Raw genomic sequence first — 19,866 nt, 5'->3', positions numbered from 1 at the left:
TCCTAATAGCCAGCTATTAGTACATAAAACCGCCTTGTTATACGGACTAAATTCCAACATTAGGAGAAAAGTAAATGATATTTTTTAGTGAAATCATATCGTCTTATTTTTAAGTAATATGAATCAATAAATTACAAAATTCATTATCCAGAGTTCAGGTTAAATAACCTAAGTTCAGTTTGTGGGTAAAGTCGTCATAAAATGGTTAAAGTAACTTTCTAATGGCTTAGTATCTTGTACCAGTTTGGCTCGACTAACAGCGCCTTCCCAGCCAATCCAAAAATATTCTGCTAATTGTTCACAATTTGCCGTATTTGATATCTCTCCTGACGATTGTGCGGCTTTAAGACAGTTTGCTATGCGATGCTGCCAGCTCAAGAATATATCAATCAATTGCGGTCTGAAGCTTTCAGGTAGTAACTCAACTTCTTGTCCAAGGTTACCCACTAAGCATCCTCGTTTAAATTGATGGCGGATCATGCCCATTTTGGCATCTTCCACAAAGTTACTGATGCGTGTTAAAGGTGAGTACGACTCATCTAACAAAAATACGTCTAATTTATTGGCAAAATAATCAGCGTACTTTTCAATAACAGCCCGACCAAATGCTTCTTTACTCGCAAAGTAATGGTAAAAAGAGCCTTTAGGCACCCCAACCTTTTTCAAGATTTGATCAACCCCGGAAGAGGCAAAGCCTGTTTCTGTTAATTGTTCTAAGCCGCTACGGATCAAATCAGCTTTAGTATCATGATTTTCTCGTGATACTTTTGGCGGTCTGCCACGGCGTGGTTTTGTTATGGGTACGTTCATACTCACATAATAGACCGATCGTCTATTTAATTACAAGAATATTTGAAAAGCGATGAATTAAATCAATTAGAAATAATACGCCAGCCTGAAATCAATAGCTTTAGCATTAAGTAAGCGGGAAAGTCTGATAGGATTATTTGATATAAAAATGTAATATCAATTAATCGCTGATATCACTTCGGTTTTCAAAAAACCGTATTATTCTATAATGAACATTTAGTTCAAATGGTCCGAGGTTTCTTCATTACTATCAACCTCAAAATCATAGAATAAATTACTTACTGATTGTTGTATTTTTTGCCAGTGTGGAAGTAAGCCTTTACGATAATTGACTCGAATATGAGCTTTCATTCGAGGGCTTAGGTTAAAGTACTGAGTACAACGTGCTGCCGTATGAGATCGATTACTACAGGTAATAAAAGTTGTGACATGATCAGTATTATTTTGCACAAAATAGATATTTTGATCTCTCAAGTCAGTCCCTCGCCCGAAGTTAATACTTCTTTTTTCAATATCAACTCCTGTTCCTGTGGGGGTATATCCTGTTAACCCATATATATCATTACTCAAAGAGTGATAAATAAAGCACTTTGAGAAACATGGCAGGGTTGGATTGATATAACGCTCTTTCTTTCTATTCAAATAACCGTGAACACCATAGTCTTCTCCCGTATTAACACCTACTCGCATCCACATAGTGGTAAAAATATCTTTCTCTTCTTTAGTTTGTACTTTAACTGAAGCCATATCTGGATAGCGCACTTCGAAGCCTAAACTACGAAGTTGTGATTGGTAGGCAGGGTTTAATTTTTTGTCTGTATTGCTCTCCTTCAGATGCACATCTTTGTTGTATCCAACAAAACGGGCATAATCTCTAGGAATCTCGACTGATACGCCCCCTAAGTCACCTATCACCGGACTGTTTTTGCTATCTTGTGGTATAGCCCAAAAGAAATAAACACTATATAGAATAGTTACCAGTACTGGGATTAAGATTATAATAATAATAATTAAGACTAATTTTTTTAATATATTGATATTACGATACCTATAACTGATTGCAGTAATTATAATTTATTAATTTAAAAAGGCTCCTAACTTTATAATTAGAAGCCTTTAATATTTCAAAAACCGTAGTAATAAATAGTCAAAAAAACTATATTAGTTCAACCATATTTCCTTTGTCTTGTAACCATTCTTTACGGTCGCCACTGCGCTTTTTAGATAGCAGCATGTCCATCAATTCCATCGTAGTATCAAACTCATCAATGGTTAGTTGTACCAATCGACGAGTATTTGGATCCATGGTTGTTTCACGCAATTGTAATGGGTTCATTTCACCCAGACCTTTAAAGCGTTGTACATTCACCTTACCACGTTTTTTCTCTGCTTCGATACGCGCTAGAATAGAATCTTTTTCAGCTTCATCTAATGCATAAAACACTTCTTTACCTACATCGATTCTATATAGCGGAGGCATAGCAACATACACATGCCCAGCTTGAACTAAAGGTAGAAAATGCTGAGTAAACAAAGCACAAAGTAATGTTGCGATGTGAAGTCCATCTGAATCGGCATCGGCTAAGATACATACTTTACCGTAACGCAGTTCTGATAAATCGTCAGAGTCAGGGTCTATACCTAACGCGATTGAAATATTATGTACTTCTTGCGACGCTAATATTTGGCCAGAGTCTACTTCCCAGGTATTAAGAATTTTACCGCGCAGTGGCATAATTGCCTGTATCTCTCTGTCTCGTGCCTGTTTTGCACTACCGCCAGCAGAGTCACCTTCCACTAAAAACAGTTCGGTTCGCGTAATATCTTGGCTGCCACAATCGGTTAATTTACCCGGTAAAGCGGGTCCTTGTGTGACCTTTTTACGAATGATTTTTTTACTTGCACGTAAACGACTTTGCGCATTTGAAATACAAAATTCAGCAAGTGCTTCTGCTATTTCTGTATGTTCGTTCAGCCATAAACTAAAGGAGTCTTTAACTACGCCTGTAATAAATGCAGCACATTGACGTGATGATAAACGCTCTTTTGTTTGTCCTGCAAACTGAGGATCTTGCATTTTTACAGAAAGAATATACGAACATTTGTCCCAAACATCGTCTGGTGCTAATTTAACGCCACGTGGTATTAAGTTTCTGAATTCACAAAACTCACGCATAGCTTCAAGCAAACCTTGTCTTAGGCCATTTACGTGTGTACCGCCTTGCACCGTAGGAATAAGGTTTACATAACTTTCACCGACTCCTTCTCCACCTTCAGGTAACCAAGTAACAGCCCAATCAGCTGCTTCTTGTTGAGAAGTAAAGGTTCCTACAAAAGGTTCTTTCGGTAAAGTTTCATAGTCTTTGGTTGAATCTTTTAAATAATCAACTAAACCGTCTTCATAAAACCATTGGTATTTCTTGTCTTCGTTTTTATCATGAAACTTAATGGTTAAACCTGGACATAATACCGCTTTAGCTTTTAATAAATGTATTAAACGACGAGCAGAAAATTTAGGTGAGTCGAAGTAGTTCGCATCAGGCCAAAATTTAACACGGGTTCCTGTATTACGTCGGCCTACTGTGCCGGTTTCATGAAGTTCTTCAACTTTAAAACCATTTTCGAACGCCATTTCATATACTTTGCTGTCGCGTCTTACCGATACATCGACACGTGTTGATAAAGCATTTACAACTGAAATACCTACGCCATGCAAACCACCAGAGAATTGGTAATTTTTATTTGAGAACTTACCGCCAGCATGTAGCTTACAGAATATAAGCTCTATACCTGTTACACCTTCTTCAGGATGAATATCAATCGGCATGCCTCGACCGTCATCAATAACTTCCAGAGACTGATCTTTATCTAAAATCACAGTAATATTTTGAGCATGACCCGCTAAAGCCTCATCCACTGAGTTATCAATAACCTCTTGCCCTAAATGATTAGGACGAGATGTATCGGTATACATACCCGGACGATGTCTTACTGGATCTAAACCACTAAGAACTTCGATAGAATCAGAATTATATTGTTCGGTCATTTGAGCCATCTATTTGTTGTATTAAATAATTAAGAAGGTTGTTTGTTTTCACTTTGGTACAGTTATTCCATTAATAACTGCCAATTTACTCTTTTAGCTGAAGAAATTCTACAATTTGCGGTAGCATATTTTTATAATCAACAAAGCTGTGATCGCCACCAGGCTGAACTATAACCTGACTACCTTGAAATTTATCAACAGCTTGTCGATAATTTAGCACTTCATCACCCGTTTGAACCATCACCATATAGTTATCTTTAGAGACAGACTTTTGCTCTAAAGCTATCAAGTCATTAAGGTAGTTACTTTCTACTTGATAACGCTCTTTGGTATACGGATTCACTTGTTCACCTAAATATCCCGACAATAATTCGTAAGGTTTGATAGCAGGATTAATGAGCACAGCTTTTACTTTATAAACTTCACTAAGGTATGTAGAAAAATATCCACCTAAAGATGAGCCTATTAATGTCCAAGTGTCTGTAGATGAATTGTTATCTATAAAGTATTGTTCAAGTTGTTCAATAGCCGCTTTAGGAGTTGTCGCTACTTGAGGACAATGAAATTTAACATCAGGTAAATGTTGTTCCAAATAACGTTTAGTTAATTGAGCTTTTTCTGATAAAGGCGAAGAATTAAAACCATGGATAAAAAGTATATTATTCATCATTTCCCTTAAGTTAAATCTATAGCTGTTTTTGAACCAACAAAATGAGTACGTGTACTAAAAGTTTGATCAGTAAATAATTCAAATATTCTATAACCAGCGCCCTGTCCATTACAAGCCGAGGTATTTTGGATTTGATCAAATTGAATAGAGGTTGCAGGACAAGCATATAACGGAACTGGATATCCTGACTTTTCAGGAAGTATAGCCAAATCGTTGTGAACATGACCACATGCTAGCAATTTAATTGTTGGCTGTTGAGTTATAACATCCCAGAACATAGTTTTATTTTCTAACCCATGTTTATCAATAGAATACCCGACATCAATGGCATGATGATGCATCATAACCAATTGCTTTTTACTTACATCAATATTATCAGTTAACTCATCTAAAGTTGCTTGAGAAACATAACCTGCGGGTGTTTCACTTTTGCTATTAATTAACAGTATTTGCCAAAAATCATTACTTAACTCTTTTGCAGTATTAAAAGGCATACCTGTTAAGTGATTATCTAATTGTGAGAATTCATCATGATTACCTGCAATAAAATGAACAGGTATTTGTATATTTTGCTGTTTAAAAATTTCAACAAACTGCTGGTAAGAAGCATCAGTATGATCTTGTGTTAAGTCGCCTGTAAAAATAATCGCATCAGGCATTTCTACAGATGTAATATGGCTAAGTACTTGAATAAGATTTTGATGTACATTGGCGCCGCAATGCAAAGCTTTTTCGTCAGAAAATAAATGTGTATCACTGATTTGCGCTATTTTTAAAGATTTATTCATACGAATTATTAAATGCTTATTTTAAATTAAGTGCGACTTTAACTTGCCCAAGTTCATGACATAGCTGTAACCATTCTTTTAAAAACATATTAATCTGTTGTTTTTCATCAGGTAAATGCATTTCACTGTTCGGGTAATCGTATCGAGGTTTAACTTGGCGAATATTCTGAGATGTTATAACTTCAGCCATACGCGCATCATGATATAAACGGATCACCATTTTAGGTTGAAACAACTGAGACAACTCTTTGCCAACTTCTATCGTATCTTGGCTTATAGTAACTAAAGTTGTGTAGCGAGTGACTTCATTTACGCTTACTACATAAGATAAAAAGTCTGAAATAAAAAACTTACGTGCTTGTCCAACTTCTTCTTTGTCTGCCAGCAATTTTATTAACAGCATGTAGTTCACATCACATAAATTCATTAATGTGGCTAGTTGCGGTTTATATTTTTTTGCGTGTACTTTCATTAAACAACCTGAACTTTTAAAAATGGATTTTGTTTTATCTAAGAAATACTATGATGACCAAGACTTTTGTAAACGAGCATAATTTAGCTGTAACCATTGTAACCCAATTACTGTTGAGGCATTGCTAATTTTTCCTTGTGCGAGCAAATCTATAGCGTCTGTTCGACTGATAACATGAACAAGAATATCTTCACCCTCTTCTTCTAAACCATGCACACCACCCACATCAGTTATATCAACTTTTGCTGCAAACATATAAATACATTCGCTGGTACCTCCGGGACTAGTAAAAAATCGGCTCACTTCAATAATATCTTCCTTAGTAATGTCTAAATTTGCTTCTTCTTTGGCTTCTCTAATAGCGACATCGATTGGATGTTCATTTTCACCAAACATGCCAGCAATAAACTCTAATTGCCAAGGTGTTTTATCATTCATTGCACCTAATCTAAACTGCTCAATAATCACAACTTTATCAGTAACAGGATCGTAAGGTAAAAGTACAACAGCATCGCCTCTTTCAAATATTTCTCTTTTCAAAGTAATACTTGTACCGCCTTCATATAAACGATGATTAACATGAACTTCATTAATAGAAAAAAAGCCTTTAAATTTTTGCTCTACTTTTTCAACAGTCATATCTTTATGACTGAATCTTAAAATATCAGGTGATGATTTCTTAATGCTCATGACTTATTTTTCCTTGTATAAATTTAAAGTATTCAACCAAACGCCTATCAACTCAATTTAGTAATTTTAATAGTTTGAAAGTAAAAGAGATAGAAGTGAGCAACTTTAAAGTAAATAAACCTTTAAAGCTGTACAGAGAGAAGTGAAAATATCAAGGAAAATAGTTAGGTTTTAGTTGACTAATTTTATAATAATTATGCAGTTTTGGCTGTATCGCTATCCATAAATATTTTGTTACACTAGAATAGATTTATAACAACTTTTTTTCGTTTGGCGAATAACCCAAACGGAGGAAAATAAGTATAATAGAATGCTTAGCTCTAGGTACCTAAAAATTATCTACCTAGATGAAAAAATACCTAAAGGGATTGTGTATCCATGCAAAAAAAACTTATATCTTTCATTGTTGGCTTGAGCGCTATGGCAACATCTCAGTTCTCATCTGCTGAAAACTTAGTTGATGTTTACCGACAAGCACAAGCGAACGATCCTGTTGTACTAAAAGCTCAAGCACAATTTAATGCTTCTGAAGAAAACATTATTCAAGCGCGTGCAGTGTTATTACCACAATTGTCTGCTTATGGTAGCTACACCTACTCTAAAAGTGAATTAGATGATGTAGACTTTGAAGATGACAGAATTAAAGCCATTGGTGCTAGCTTATCAATGGAACTTTATAATCATGCTTCATGGTTAAAATTAGGTACAGCTAAGAAAACGGCTCATCAAAGTGATATTGCATATCAAGTAGCTCAACAAGAATTAATTATTAGAGTTACTAAAGCTTACTTTGATGTATTAAGTGCAAAAGACGATCTTGAATTTGCTAAAGCTGAAAAGAAAGCTGTTGAACGTCAATTAGATCAAACTAAACAACGCTTTAATGTTGGTTTAACTGATATCACTGATGTGCATGAAGCTCAAGCACAATACGATAATACAATTACCGCTGAAATCAGTGCAGAAAACGACGTTTATAATGCTGAAGAAGCTTTACGTGAAATTACTAATGTTTACCCGCGTAATTTAGATGAATTAAACACTCAACGCTTTAGTGCTTATCGTCCGTCTCCAGATAGTGCAGATGCGTGGCAAAAAACAGCTGAAGCTAAAAATTTGAACTTGATTGCTCAAAAAATCAGTTTAGATGTCGCTAAAGATACTATAAATATTTCTCGTGCAGGTCATTATCCGACGATCGGCCTAACGGGCTCTTATACGAAAACAGATACTGAAGATAAATTACTTAATCGACTTGATTCTAATTACAATAATCAATCTATTGGTATTGAAGTAAATGTACCATTATATTCTGGTGGAGCAATTTCTAGTTCCGTTCGCCAAGCACAAAGTAATTATGTTTCAGCAAGTCAAGATTTAGCTCAAACACACCGCAGTGTTGTAAGAAGTACACGTAATGCATACAACACAGTTATTACAGCTGTATCTGCGATTAAGTCTTTAGAGCAATCTGTAATTAGTGCTGAAAGTGCTTTACGCGCAACACAAGCAGGTATGGAAGTAGGTATTCGTACAATTGTTGATGTGTTAAACAGTACACGTAATTTGTATAACGCTAAACGTAACCTTTCATCTACAAGATACAGTTACATTCAAGCAATTTTATCTTTAAAACAAGCTGCTGGTACTATTACAGAGCAAGATTTAATAGATATTAATAAAGGTTTATTACCTTCAGTGTAATTAACCTCAGCTCGGGTTAAGCTATTTTACTCAATAATGCTATTTAAGCGCCTATCTACGTTATTTTTACGCCCAATAGCCAGCTATTGGTTTATAAAAATGCCTTGATAATCACATAAATTTCATCATTGAGAGAGAATTAAGGCCTTTTATGTTATTAATCTTGATAAAGATACTTTAATAAATCAATGAGTTATTAAATCCATTAACCCGAGTTGAGGTTAATTAACTCTGTAACACTTATAAAAAAGAGATATTTGAATAAAATATCTCTTTTTTTGTTCTGACATTCTATTAATTATTCTGAGAAGCTACCTTTTATGTCAACCTTAATATCAGAATAACTTCACATTAGAGTGCGATAAAATGCGATTAATTCGTTAGCTTCTCTTTCTACGGTATAGTGCTCAAGTACTCGTTTTCTACCTGATATTCCCATTTGCACAAGCTTTTCAGGATCACTTAATAACAAGTCCATTTTCTCAACTACTGCAGGCAAGTTTTTCGTAGGCACAACATAACCTTGCTCACCTTCTTCTACAACTTCTGGCCAAGCACCTGCTTCACTTGCAAGTACAGCTGAACCGCTACTCATAGCTTCTAATATGGTTAAACCAAAACCTTCATTATCACTTAAGGCAACAACCAAAGATAATGAACGGAAGATATTAGGAATATCGGCAAAGTTTTGTTCTCCAGCAAAAATAATTCGATGGCTTAAACCTGCTTCTTCTATTTTTACTTTCAACGATTCAACAAGTTCTTCATCACCACTTCTGAACGCCCCCACCACAACAGCAGTGTAATCAGGATGTTTCTCTAATACTTTAATGCAAGACTCTACAAAAAGATGCACGCCTTTTTGTTTTCTAACACGCCCTAAAATAGCTATACCGTATTTACCTTGCTGTGCTGTTGCAGGTAATAATTTTAGTGATTGCCAGGCTGCTTCTTTGTTTTCAGGTGGCGTATACATATCGGTTTTAATACCATGATAAATGATAGCGTCTGGTGCTTTATGTAAATAACTTGCAGAAGCTTTACACATAGCTAATACAGCATCCATTCGATTGGTGAGCCATTTTGTAAAACCTGCACGCTTGCGTTGCGCGGCAGAACTAAAAATCATTTTGATTTTTGCGCCAAACACATACTTCAATAATAGCGCCTGGATCATTTCATCTACACGACGTGCATGAAAAATACGGAATCGACCATCACTTAATGGTTTTCGGCACATCTTCACTACATCCCAAAAGCTTATATTCAATGATTCGTCACTTAGGTGATGCTTGCCCATAACACGTAAATTAATTAACTTTTGCTGTTCCGATAAGACTTGTAGCATTGTAGAGGTAACACCTGAAAAGTTTGAATTTGAGTTACCAATAATTAACTCTACTTCATCTGAATTACCTGATTGCTTTGTGTTTGAACTCATCGAATATATAAACCAATTTCTTTAAAATATGCTCATATTCTACGTTAAAGGATAGTCGATTTAAATAACTTAAAAGCCAATAGGTTACCTATTTCAAAATAACTTGGGTATAATTGTTTTTGCCTAATCACACCTATAATTAAGATCGTTATCGTGAGTAAAAATAAAGTTTTACAACCAAATTTCAAACTATCATTTTTATTACCAAAATATTGGTTAACCTGGATAGCAGTACTCATTATGTACTCGATCAGCTGGCTACCTTATAAATTTCAAATATTTTTAGGGCGTCAAATTGGTAAATTATTATTTAAAATGGGTTCAAGTCGAAAGAAAGTCGCGGCACGTAATATCGAATTATGCTTCCCAGAAATGCCAGAAACTGAGCGCGAAGAACTGTTACGCAAAAACTTTGAAAGCACAGGTATAGCGTTACTCGAAACTGGCATGGGTTGGTGGTGGCCAGATTGGCGTATAAAACGAAAATTTACAGTGACCGGGTTAGAACATATTGAGAAAGCTAAAGCAGATGGTCATCATGTATTTATTTTAGCTATGCACTATTTATGTGCTGAAATTATTGGCCGAGGCTTTGGTCATAGTCATCCATTAGTTATTTTCTATCGCCCGCATAACAATCAACTGATGGAGTTTTTTCAGTTCAGAGGCCGAGGAAGATCTAATAAATACATGTTAGGTAAGAAAGATGTAAAAGGCCTAATTAAAGCGATTAGAACGGGCGAATCTAGTTTGTACTTACCGGATCAAGACTATGGCCGAAATCGCAGTGTATTTGTGCCTTTCTTTGATGTTAAAGAAACGGCTACTACAACAGGTACTCTCATTTTTGCGCGCCAGCCTAAAACCAAAACATTTATGCTAATACCCCAACGTAAAGATGATGGTAGTGGCTATACAGTTGAAATTACGCCTGCCCTGGATAACTTCCCTAGTGAAGATGATATTGAAGATACAACTCGTATTAATCAAGAAGTTGAGAAGGCAATCCTCCGCAAACCAGAGCAATACATGTGGCTACATAGGCGCTTTAAAACTCGACCTAATGAAAACGATGCAAGTTTGTATAAATAAACGTTGTTAGTTAAGGTATAACTTATCTAACGTTATTAATAAGTAAGGTGTTCTATGGGCTTTTGGATACGTAATATTATTTTTGGTTGTATATTAGCCACTTTGGCCTACTTCTTTTTTGCCAATCAGGATTTACTTCTATCATTTGGTAATGACACTGAAGTAAGCGCAAGTACACCTGTACAAAAACTTGATACGGTTGCAGCGCCACAAGTAAAAGAAAAAGCGTCAGCAGAACCACAGAAAAAAGAAAATAAAGCAGCAACTGGTTTATCTAAATTTTATGCCAATATAAATGGTGATCCGAATGTTAAAACGCCAACAATACGAAATAATATTGTCTATTTACCAGAACCTGAAGATGATTTAGAACTTTTATTAGATGCTAGAAAAAAAGTGGTTCGCCCTTACCCTAAAAATTGGCAAGGCTCTATTGAATCTCGCCCTTTCAGATTAGGCGAAACTATTCATGAAAAATTGGCTGAGTATGCAAAAGAAGAAAAGTTAGCTGTATTTTGGCGACTTAATCGTGACTATGTTGTGAAAGATGCTTTTAGAATTAACAAAACTATTTTAAAAACAGCATTACAGTTAGGACAAGGTATTAATGGTCATTTTCAAAATGGTGTTTCTATTTATTTTTGTTATAGCTCACGTTCAATTGTAGTTATTGAAGGTACTAAGTCTTACCTTGACGAACGCTGTTCTTTACTAAAATCTAATTCAAGATATTAAGCTTATTATTGAAAGATAAAAAAGCACCTAATCCAAATGGAAGTAGGTGCTTTCTGAAAACAAAACAGACAAAATCACAGTAAATATTTGTCTTTTATTAATGATATTTTCTGCGTAATACTTGAAAACTCACTCACTGTTAATAAAGCATCAAGGCCTTGCAATGTGGCTTTGTGACCGAAATCACGTAAATGACAATATGCATTAATCAATGCATATTTATCCTCTTCACTAATCAAAGCAAGTTTAGCTAATTCATTAAAGATATTAATATTATCTGAATAAAGACTTAAACTCGGATATTCATTGGCATTTAATAATACTAAATATTGCGCCAAAAATTCGATATCAACTAAACCACCTTCACCTTGCTTGATATCAACAATCTCATCTGTCGACTTATCTAAATGCGCTTTCATCTTCTGTCGCATTTCAACAACATCTTTTTTAAGGCTATCAGGGTCTCGTTTAGATGAAACTATATTGCCCTTAATTTCGTTATAGCGTTTAACAAAAAATTCAGTGCCATAAATACAACGAGTTCGAGCGAGTGCTTGATGTTCCCATGTCCAAGCTTCTTTTTCTTGATATTCTTCAAAGGTATTAATATTTACAACCAACAGTCCAGAATTACCTGAAGGCCTTAAACGCATATCGAGTTCATATAACATACCACTGGCCATATTCGTGTTACATATATGCATAATGCGTTGAGCTAATTTCCCATAAAATTGACTAGCAGGAACTTCTCTACTGCCGTTAGTCATATCATTGGCTGAACTGTTATGTAAAAACACAAGATCGAGATCTGAGCCATAACCTAGCTCTATACCACCAACTTTTCCGTAGCCTATTACCGCAAAACCTTTGTCGTCAGAACCTTCCGTTGAAATGGGCTGACCAAAACGCTGAGTCACTTGCAACCAAGCGACATTAATCACTTCAGTTACAATACTCTCGGCTATAGCAGTTAAGTGATCACTCACCTTTGTAATAGGTAACGCACCTGAAATATCAGCCGCAGCTAAACGCAAATGCTGCACTTGTTTGAATTGACGTAACATATTCATTTGCGCTTCGAGATCATCTTCAGGAATACGCAACATGGCTTCTCTTAGTTCTGCACCATAACTTTTCTCTGACGGTGGATTATTCAAAAGCTCAGGATCAATTAACTCATCAAGTAATATTGGGTATTTAGCAATGTGTTCAGTTACCCATAAACTTGAACGACATAATTTTATAAGATGTTTAAGGGCACCTTCGTTTTCATTAAGTAACTCAAGATAGGCTGTACGCGTGATTATTTTATTAAAAATAGATAACACACGATCTAAAGTTGTATCGACCGCATTCTCTTCATTTAAAAAATACAAAAGTAATGGCATTAACTTATCTAAGGTTTGACGACCTCGATTACCAATACCTTTTTTTGTTAAATCATCTCTAAAATGACTTATTTGACTCCACACATTTTCTACCTGCCAAGTTTTATTTACTTGGCTTATCCAGGCACAACTTTCTTCATGACCCCAATCGCTGTACCACAAAGTTACCCAATGAGCGTCTTTAATATGTTCATGTGAACTTTCTTCGCCGATAAGTGCAATAAATTCTTTATGTACACCATTCATATGTATTTTTAACTGTTCTAAAAATAACTCCCAAGTTGTTAACCCCTCTTGCTCTAAGGCTGCTAGAATTCGCATTCTATCGAGTTCAGAATCAGGTAAAGTTTGTGTTTGCTTGTCATCAAGGGCTTGAATAATGTTTTCAACTCGTCGTAAAAATACGTAAGCTTCTCTTAGTATTAACATACTACTTTCGGGTACTTCGCCCTCTTCTACAAGTAAAGGCAAAACAGTAAGCACATTACGTTGTCTTAACGTTTTTACTTGCCCACCACGTATTAGCTGAAATACCTGAACAATAAATTCAATTTCACGAATACCACCAGCGCCTAGCTTAATATTATTGATAAGATGTTTACGTCTTACTTCTTGAGCAATCATGGTTTTCATACGACGTAAGCTGTCTATCACACTAAAATCAATATATCGTCTGTACACAAAAGGTTTTAGTAGTTTGTCTAATTGTTCTTGGTACTTACCTTCTCCAATTAAACGCGCTTTAAGCATGGCATAACGTTCCCAATCTCGACCTTGCTCTTGGTAATAGTCTTCCATTGCGCTAAAAGTTAAAACTAAAGGTCCACTTTCCCCAAAGGGTCTCAAACGCATATCAACACGATAGACAAAACCATCAGCTGTTTTTTGATGCAGTGCGGTGATCAGCTTTTGCCCTAAACGAGTAAAGAACTGTTGATTATCGATTGAGCGTCTTACACCTTGAGTTTCACCTGATTCTGGATAAGCAAAAATAAGATCAATATCAGAAGAGAAATTCAATTCTTTTCCACCAAGTTTACCCATGGCGTAAACCAGCAAAGGAATAGTTTCACCTTCACTATTTTTAGGCTCACCCCATTTACTATAACAAAATGTACTTAACCAATTTAGCGCGCCCTGTACTAATGCATCAGCAAGATAGGACAAACGTTTGAGAGATTCTTCTAATGGAATGTTTAAAACAAGGTCTGCAGTTGCAATAGTAACCATTTCACGTAATCTAAATAACCTGAGCACACGATGTAATTCATCTTCAGTAACACAAGTTGTTGTGAGCTCGTTTAGTTGAGTCTCATAATTTGGTGTTGTCTCTTGATAAACATAATTTGATACAAATACATTAATAACAATGTCAGGAGCTTGCAGCGCACTTGTTAAAATATAGTCACTTAACATAAGTGCAGTTTTAAAGTGTTCTAGCTGTTCAGGTGTTAACGATTGTGTAGCATCAGGATGCTGAGAAGAAAATTGTAACCAACTTTTTTCTTTCTGCTCCATTAAACAAGCAGAAGTTACTTTTTTTACGTGGCTATGCATCATATACTCCATCAATAAATTGCATATTTTTATCGAATTATTTAATTCTAGTAGATCAAATCTATTTGAACCTAGATAAAATTGAAAGTTAAAAGTTAAAAGTTAAAAGTTAAAAGTTATTGTTTTATAGCAATATATACTCGTTACTATTCAAAATACAGGCTTCAGAGCCTTAAAAGATATACACTCGAGTAACATGTTTATAGAAGATTATTTATAGGCAAAATGTGAATGACAACCCAAGTGTTTTATATTTACATTAATATCTAACCATTAGACATATTATGTCAAAAATGATATTAATGTAGGATAACCATAGCACTTTTGAGGACCCTATGGCAGGAATGCAATACATAAAAATACTACTACTTATACTCATTATTGGCTTAGCAGGATGTTCTGATCCATTAGATGATCAAATAATCCAACAAACAGCTATTTCTGAGCAACGAGTTGAAACACTAGGTCAAGCATTAACAAATGGTGGCGTTAGAAACGCGACACTTATTAATCAGTATGCTGAAAAAGTGCTTCAACTAAAACCAGAATTATCGCCCCTAATTAATGAATTCAAAAAAGACGCTACCGTTAAAGGTCCAATGTACTTGGCGTTAATTGATCGTTTAAACACCATTAAAACTCAGCCTAATATGTTCGCCAGTAAGCAAGCTATTTATGATGAGTTACTTAATATTTATCAAGCTGCAGATCCTACATTATATTCTGATGCTTTAAGTGATCCTCTGAATGTACTAGCAGATATGTCTGACGGTCAATTACCGCGCATTAATTCTCTTGCAAAAAATCAAAGCGCGCAAATTAATAATGCACAAGATTTTGGTACCGGAGAACAACTTATTGGTAACCCAAATTATGGCCAATGGAGTACTGGCAGTAATGGTATGTCATTCTGGGCATGGTATGGCATGTACTCTATGATTGGTGATGTATTTGGTTCACGTAGAACTTCTTATAATGATTGGAGCCGCGGCAGAAATTACAGCTACTACAACGACTATGGAAGAAAACGCTACAGCTCGCCAAGTCAGCTTAGTAAGCAAACATCAGTAGAAAACCGTACACGTAAAACCTTTGAAAGTCGTGGACAAAAATTTACTAGCGCTTACAGCAAAAACCGTACTGGTTCTTCTTCGCTATCTAGCCAAAGTAGAACAGCGCAAACCAGTGCAAATAAATTCAAGTCTACGAGCAAAGCGAAAAGCTCGTATTCAAAAAGTTCATCAAAAAACGCCAGTTTCAGAAATAGCTCAAGCTCTACTTCTCGTGGCTTTTCACGCGGCAAATAACGAGTAGAGAATAGGGAAAAATAATGAATACATTAATTGATATAACCAATCTAAACCAAGATTTACTTATTTACTTAGCCATTGATATTACAATCGCTATATTGCTACTTGGTGCTATGCGCTTTCTTTCAGGTTTTAGTGCAAAAGTAAATTCCACCGATGAGCTATCCAAAGAAGATAACTTTGCTTTTGGTATAAGTGTAGCTGGTAGTGTGGCCGCCATGGGTATTGTGCTAACGGGTGCTATTACAGGTGAAAGTGCCAGTAGCTATATGCTTGAAGCCGTGGGTATGTTGTCTTATGGTCTATTTGGATTGATTCTAATAAAAATTGGTCGTATAGTTCACGATCGCATCGCTCTAAATCAAATTGATAAAACGGCGCAAATTAAAGCTCATAACATATCAGTTGGTATTGTTGATGCTGCTGGTGCAATTGCCACCGCAATTATCATTAAAGCCGTTTTATTGTGGGTGCACGGATTAGACTTAAATACTTTCATCGCTATTGCCGCAGGTTTTGTTGTTTCTCAAGCGATGCTCGTACTTGTTACTCGTATTAAAGAAAAGCAATATGCAAATAATAACCAAGGTGATTGTATGCAAGAAGCATTTGCTGATGGTCAAACCGCATTAGCTATTAGATATGCAGGACAAGTGATAAGTACAGCATTAGCTGTTACCGCAGCAAGTTACTTTTTAACTTACTCGCCAGACACCATTATTATGAATCTATTAGGTTGGTTGGTGTTCAGTGTAATTATGACAGTATTAGTATTTGTACTAACAACCATAGCTAAAAAACTTATTTTATGGGGAATTAACTTAGTTGAAGAAGTTGATCAACAACATAACATTGGTGTCGCCAGTGTTGAAATGGCTATTAGTATTTCAATTGCCCTAATCCTTACCGGGTTAATGGCATAACAAAACATATTCAGCCTAGTACTGACGAGTGATAACTCATTTATCAATAAAGCCGTATACAACTCATGTTAACTCAGAGTTTATGCGGCTTATCTTTTTAAACAACTTTAAATAAGCCTTCATGAAATCCAATAAAAACTCTCTATTTTGGCACGACTCCTTTCTCATCTTAGCAATGGCTATCCTTGCAGGTTGTGGCTTAATTTACGAATATCTTCTCTCTCATTACGCAGGACGCGTATTAGGAGCAATGGAAAGTACTATTTACGCAATGATCGGTCTCATGATAGTTGCAATGGGTTTAGGAGCATTTGCTGCTCGTAATATTAAGTGTGCTTTTAATGGTTTTGTGTGGCTTGAACTAACTATTGCTATATTGGGTAGCTTATCGATTCTGGTTATTGGTGGTTTTATCGCGATCACACAAACCTTCCCTCTTATTATCTCAGATATGTTTTCACTACCACCAGATGCCTTACCTCGTGGTGGAATATTCAAACAACTGAGTTTTATTGCTTTTAACAGCCCTTACTTTTTTGGTTTTTTACTTGGTTTTTTTATTGGTATGGAAATACCTTTAATTGCCCGAATACGTGAAGAGATACATGAAAAACATTTAAAAAATAATATAGGCACAATTTACGGGGCTGATTATATAGGCGCAGGAATTGGCGCTGCTATTTGGGTTTTATTTTTATTAACAATAGATATTAGTAAAGCAAGTGCTTTAACGGCGGCACTAAACTTAATTGTTGGTTCAATGTTCATTGGCTATTACTGGCATAAGCTTAACTGGAAAAAAACCATCGTTACCTTACATATTCTTTTGTTTGTTATTGTCGGAGTTGTGTATCAACAAGGTAATACTTGGTTAAATCAAATGAGTAACCTCCTCTACATTGATAAAGTTGTTTACACCGACAAAACAAGATTCCAACAATTAACTTTTACTCAACGTTATATGGGCGCAGAACAATCAAACGTTATCAGCTTTTATTTAAATGGTCGCTTACAGTTTACATCTTCAGATGAGTTTATTTACCACAGTTATCTAGTGACTCCTGTACTAGCAGGCTCAGCCCGACACGACAATATTCTTATTGTAGGTGGTGGTGATGGGCTTGCTTTACGCGATGTACTGCAATGGTCGCCAGAGCATGTAACTCTTATCGATTTAGACGATGAATTAATTGATATATTCACCAAGCCAGAAGATAAACTACCTCCTAAATTAGCTAAACATATAACAGAACTTAACCAGAATAGTTTGCAAGATAAAAAGGTACATGTAATAAAAAGTGATGCCTTTATTGCGATAGACGAACTGTTGGCTCAAGGTAAAGTATTTGATGCTATTATTGTAGATTTACCCGATCCTAGCCATCCAGATTTAAATAAACTTTACTCTGTTAACTTTTATGCACGCTTAAAACAAATGCTTGCAGGTGATGGACTTATTGGTATTCAATCGACAAGTCCTTATCACGCTAAAAACTCTTTTATTTCCGTATTAAAAACCTTGGAAGCTGCTAATTATTCTTCTGTTCAGCAATATCATGACAATGTACCAAGCTTTGGCGAATGGGGTTGGACAATAGCAAGTAAAATGGGCGCTAGCCCACTACAACGACTGCAAGCACTAGAAAAATTACCCGTAGAACATTTTTGGCTGACTCTACCTATGATTAAGAGCTCATTTGAATTTCCGCATAATTTTTATCGCGACAAAGACGCTATCCCGATAAATTATTTAGGTAGTCATGCTATTTACCAATTACACCAAAGTGCTTGGCAAGATCAGCAAGGCTTGAATAACTCTCACTTGCAACAATAATAAAAGATAGTAACAAAAAATCTACAGGTCTGTTGGCAGGTAATTTCAGTTTCTAACAGACCATAAGTTTCAACAAATTTAAGTAATAAATTAGAAAATAGAAAAAACATGCTTGACATATTATGTCTAAGTGTTAAATTAACCTCATTGACATAATATGTCGATAGCAAAATCGTCTACTAGCAACTCAATATTCGATATTGCAAAGAATTAACATGAAGAGGAACAACATGAACATTCATACGATAGCAAACCACTTGAATACAATGGCTGATAATTCAGATACAGGAATGGTTTTTGATTGCCAACCAATTTCAGGTGAAGTTGATGTTTTACAAATCTCAGTGGTAGATCGTGAAGAATTACCTATTTTTTTATCAATATCTGATGATCAAATTCTTTGCATAACTTACCTTTGGGGCGCAGAAGAAGTTAAATCTGACAAGATACACGAAATGCATGAGAGTATGTTAGAAATGAATATACCTATGCCATTATCGTCATTTTCGAAAATTGGCGATAAATATGTAATTTTCGGCGCTTTGTCAATTAACTCAACCTACGACGATATCGAGCATGAGCTCGCAGTTTTAAGCAACAATGCTGTCGAAATAATCGACGACATGACTGAATTTTTAGTTTAAACGACCACCTTATTATTAGGAGTAACAAAATGAGTATTTTCAAAAAGGTAATGACGGCTATCCGTGGTGGTGCGTCTGAAGTTGGTGAAGCAATTATCGACTCAAATGCTACACGTATTTTCGAACAAGAAATCCGTGATGCTGAAAATCATTTAACTAAAGCTAAACGTGACCTTACAGGCGTTATGGCTCAACAAATGGCTTCAAGCCGTGAAGTTGACCGTATTAAACGTGAAATTACAGAACACGAAGGTTATGCTGTTCAAGCACTTGAAAAAGGTGACGAAACTTTAGCATTAGCTGTAGCAGAGAAAATCGCATCATTAGAAAGTGAATTAAGCGGCCAACAACAATCTTTAGATAGCTTTGAAGGTAGTGCAAATCGCTTAAAAGAATTAGTTAAGAAAAGTGAACGTCAAGTTGCTGAGCACAAGCGTCAACTTTCAATGGTAAAAACCACTGAAAGTGTTCAAAAAGCTACATCAGCAATTACAGATAACTTTTCTTCAAGTAACTCTAAACTATTAAGTGCGAAAGACTCTTTAGAGCGTATCAAAGCAAAACAGCAGAAATTTGATGACCAAATGAAAGCTGCAGAAATATTAGAATCTGAAAACTCTGATACTTCTCTTGAAGCTCAACTCAAAGAAGCCGGTATTGGTTCAGCTGATGCAAGCGCAAACTCAGTACTTGATCGTATAAAAGCGAAGCAAAAATAAACTTAATACGTTAGCGTAAAAATAAAAACGTAAATTAAGTAAA

General features: G+C 35.6%; 17 protein-coding genes. 8 read left to right on the top strand and 9 right to left on the bottom strand.

Annotated features, from left to right (window positions below; all coding sequences use genetic code 11):
- Window positions 1-174 precede the first annotated feature (174 nt).
- The 7 genes from Q5N69_RS02785 to Q5N69_RS02755 all read right to left on the bottom strand — a co-directional run bounded on the left by Q5N69_RS02785 (window position 175) and on the right by Q5N69_RS02755 (window position 6,476).
- Window positions 175-810 (bottom strand): TetR/AcrR family transcriptional regulator, encoded by a 636-nt coding sequence (locus Q5N69_RS02785; RefSeq protein ID WP_304367337.1) that lies wholly within the window; start codon window positions 808-810, stop codon window positions 175-177.
- A 216-nt stretch (window positions 811-1,026) separates the two neighbouring features.
- Window positions 1,027-1,650: a hypothetical protein gene (locus Q5N69_RS02780; protein ID WP_304367318.1), complete on the bottom strand. Its 624-nt coding sequence runs from the start codon at window positions 1,648-1,650 to the stop codon at window positions 1,027-1,029.
- Between the two features lie 316 nt (window positions 1,651-1,966).
- Complete coding sequence (gene parE, locus Q5N69_RS02775) at window positions 1,967-3,856, bottom strand: DNA topoisomerase IV subunit B (protein WP_304367317.1); 1,890 nt, start codon at window positions 3,854-3,856, stop codon at window positions 1,967-1,969.
- A gap of 85 nt (window positions 3,857-3,941) precedes the next feature.
- Window positions 3,942-4,523: a YqiA/YcfP family alpha/beta fold hydrolase gene (locus tag Q5N69_RS02770; RefSeq protein WP_304367316.1), complete on the bottom strand. Its 582-nt coding sequence runs from the start codon at window positions 4,521-4,523 to the stop codon at window positions 3,942-3,944.
- Between the two features lie 8 nt (window positions 4,524-4,531).
- Window positions 4,532-5,314 (bottom strand): metallophosphoesterase, encoded by a 783-nt coding sequence (locus Q5N69_RS02765; RefSeq protein ID WP_304367315.1) that lies wholly within the window; start codon window positions 5,312-5,314, stop codon window positions 4,532-4,534.
- Between the two features lie 16 nt (window positions 5,315-5,330).
- A complete protein-coding gene (locus tag Q5N69_RS02760; protein WP_304367314.1) occupies window positions 5,331-5,786 on the bottom strand; it encodes a DUF1249 domain-containing protein in 456 nt (151 codons plus the stop codon).
- A 48-nt stretch (window positions 5,787-5,834) separates the two neighbouring features.
- Window positions 5,835-6,476 (bottom strand): NUDIX domain-containing protein, encoded by a 642-nt coding sequence (locus Q5N69_RS02755; RefSeq protein ID WP_304367313.1) that lies wholly within the window; start codon window positions 6,474-6,476, stop codon window positions 5,835-5,837.
- A gap of 378 nt (window positions 6,477-6,854) precedes the next feature.
- Here Q5N69_RS02755 and tolC point away from each other — a divergent pair, with 378 nt between their 5' ends.
- Window positions 6,855-8,180 carry an outer membrane channel protein TolC gene (tolC, locus tag Q5N69_RS02750; RefSeq protein ID WP_304367312.1) on the top strand — a complete coding sequence of 442 codons (1,326 nt, stop codon included), beginning with the start codon at window positions 6,855-6,857 and terminating at the stop codon, window positions 8,178-8,180.
- 346 nt (window positions 8,181-8,526) lie between these two features.
- On the opposite strand, the gene Q5N69_RS02745 is transcribed toward tolC, so the two are convergent.
- Window positions 8,527-9,621: a glycosyltransferase family 4 protein gene (locus tag Q5N69_RS02745; RefSeq protein WP_304367311.1), complete on the bottom strand. Its 1,095-nt coding sequence runs from the start codon at window positions 9,619-9,621 to the stop codon at window positions 8,527-8,529.
- A gap of 153 nt (window positions 9,622-9,774) precedes the next feature.
- Between Q5N69_RS02745 and lpxL the strand changes: the two genes are divergently transcribed.
- The gene (lpxL, locus tag Q5N69_RS02740; RefSeq protein WP_304367310.1) at window positions 9,775-10,713 is read left to right on the top strand and encodes an LpxL/LpxP family Kdo(2)-lipid IV(A) lauroyl/palmitoleoyl acyltransferase; all 939 of its coding nucleotides are present in this window, start codon (window positions 9,775-9,777) and stop codon (window positions 10,711-10,713) included.
- Between the two features lie 54 nt (window positions 10,714-10,767).
- The gene (locus Q5N69_RS02735) at window positions 10,768-11,448 is read left to right on the top strand and encodes a TcpQ domain-containing protein (protein WP_304367309.1); all 681 of its coding nucleotides are present in this window, start codon (window positions 10,768-10,770) and stop codon (window positions 11,446-11,448) included.
- Between the two features lie 74 nt (window positions 11,449-11,522).
- Here Q5N69_RS02735 and glnE read toward each other — a convergent pair whose 3' ends face one another.
- The gene (glnE, locus tag Q5N69_RS02730) at window positions 11,523-14,393 is read right to left on the bottom strand and encodes a bifunctional [glutamate--ammonia ligase]-adenylyl-L-tyrosine phosphorylase/[glutamate--ammonia-ligase] adenylyltransferase (protein ID WP_304367308.1); all 2,871 of its coding nucleotides are present in this window, start codon (window positions 14,391-14,393) and stop codon (window positions 11,523-11,525) included.
- Between the two features lie 335 nt (window positions 14,394-14,728).
- On the opposite strand from glnE, the gene Q5N69_RS02725 reads away from it, so the two are divergent.
- The 5 genes from Q5N69_RS02725 (at window position 14,729) to Q5N69_RS02705 (ending at window position 19,823) form a co-directional block, all read left to right on the top strand.
- On the top strand, window positions 14,729-15,700 hold the full coding sequence (locus tag Q5N69_RS02725; protein ID WP_304367307.1) for a hypothetical protein: 972 nt from the start codon (window positions 14,729-14,731) through the stop codon (window positions 15,698-15,700).
- A gap of 23 nt (window positions 15,701-15,723) precedes the next feature.
- Window positions 15,724-16,626, top strand: coding sequence for a DUF350 domain-containing protein (locus Q5N69_RS02720; RefSeq protein ID WP_304367306.1), 903 nt, complete (start codon window positions 15,724-15,726; stop codon window positions 16,624-16,626).
- A 121-nt stretch (window positions 16,627-16,747) separates the two neighbouring features.
- Window positions 16,748-18,460 (top strand): polyamine aminopropyltransferase, encoded by a 1,713-nt coding sequence (locus Q5N69_RS02715; RefSeq protein ID WP_304367305.1) that lies wholly within the window; start codon window positions 16,748-16,750, stop codon window positions 18,458-18,460.
- Window positions 18,461-18,690: 230 nt separating this feature from the next.
- Entirely contained in the window at window positions 18,691-19,104 is a 414-nt protein-coding gene (locus Q5N69_RS02710) for a YjfI family protein (protein ID WP_304367304.1), read from the top strand.
- Between the two features lie 29 nt (window positions 19,105-19,133).
- Window positions 19,134-19,823, top strand: coding sequence for a PspA/IM30 family protein (locus tag Q5N69_RS02705; RefSeq protein WP_304367303.1), 690 nt, complete (start codon window positions 19,134-19,136; stop codon window positions 19,821-19,823).
- Window positions 19,824-19,866 lie beyond the last annotated feature (43 nt).

It is taken from the genome of Pseudocolwellia sp. AS88 (assembly GCF_030551755.1).
Lineage (GTDB): Bacteria > Pseudomonadota > Gammaproteobacteria > Enterobacterales > Alteromonadaceae > Pseudocolwellia.
The sequence above is the reverse complement of the archived record's forward strand: the minus strand, read 5'-3'. Positions and strand labels throughout refer to the sequence as shown.

What these genes read in the sequence shown, in the direction of transcription:
- Q5N69_RS02755 (WP_304367313.1), bottom strand. Translation starts at nt 6,476, where the DNA reads ATGAGCATTAAGAAATCATCACCTGATATTTTAAGATTCAGTCATAAA.
- Q5N69_RS02720 (WP_304367306.1), top strand. Translation starts at nt 15,724, where the DNA reads ATGAATACATTAATTGATATAACCAATCTAAACCAAGATTTACTTATT.
- Q5N69_RS02705 (WP_304367303.1), top strand. Translation starts at nt 19,134, where the DNA reads ATGAGTATTTTCAAAAAGGTAATGACGGCTATCCGTGGTGGTGCGTCT.
- Q5N69_RS02735 (WP_304367309.1), top strand. Translation starts at nt 10,768, where the DNA reads ATGGGCTTTTGGATACGTAATATTATTTTTGGTTGTATATTAGCCACT.
- parE (WP_304367317.1), bottom strand. Translation starts at nt 3,856, where the DNA reads ATGACCGAACAATATAATTCTGATTCTATCGAAGTTCTTAGTGGTTTA.
- Q5N69_RS02725 (WP_304367307.1), top strand. Translation starts at nt 14,729, where the DNA reads ATGGCAGGAATGCAATACATAAAAATACTACTACTTATACTCATTATT.
- Q5N69_RS02765 (WP_304367315.1), bottom strand. Translation starts at nt 5,314, where the DNA reads ATGAATAAATCTTTAAAAATAGCGCAAATCAGTGATACACATTTATTT.
- Q5N69_RS02715 (WP_304367305.1), top strand. Translation starts at nt 16,748, where the DNA reads ATGAAATCCAATAAAAACTCTCTATTTTGGCACGACTCCTTTCTCATC.
- Q5N69_RS02770 (WP_304367316.1), bottom strand. Translation starts at nt 4,523, where the DNA reads ATGAATAATATACTTTTTATCCATGGTTTTAATTCTTCGCCTTTATCA.
- Q5N69_RS02710 (WP_304367304.1), top strand. Translation starts at nt 18,691, where the DNA reads ATGAACATTCATACGATAGCAAACCACTTGAATACAATGGCTGATAAT.
- Q5N69_RS02745 (WP_304367311.1), bottom strand. Translation starts at nt 9,621, where the DNA reads ATGAGTTCAAACACAAAGCAATCAGGTAATTCAGATGAAGTAGAGTTA.
- Q5N69_RS02760 (WP_304367314.1), bottom strand. Translation starts at nt 5,786, where the DNA reads ATGAAAGTACACGCAAAAAAATATAAACCGCAACTAGCCACATTAATG.
- glnE (WP_304367308.1), bottom strand. Translation starts at nt 14,393, where the DNA reads ATGCATAGCCACGTAAAAAAAGTAACTTCTGCTTGTTTAATGGAGCAG.
- tolC (WP_304367312.1), top strand. Translation starts at nt 6,855, where the DNA reads ATGCAAAAAAAACTTATATCTTTCATTGTTGGCTTGAGCGCTATGGCA.
- Q5N69_RS02785 (WP_304367337.1), bottom strand. Translation starts at nt 810, where the DNA reads ATGAACGTACCCATAACAAAACCACGCCGTGGCAGACCGCCAAAAGTA.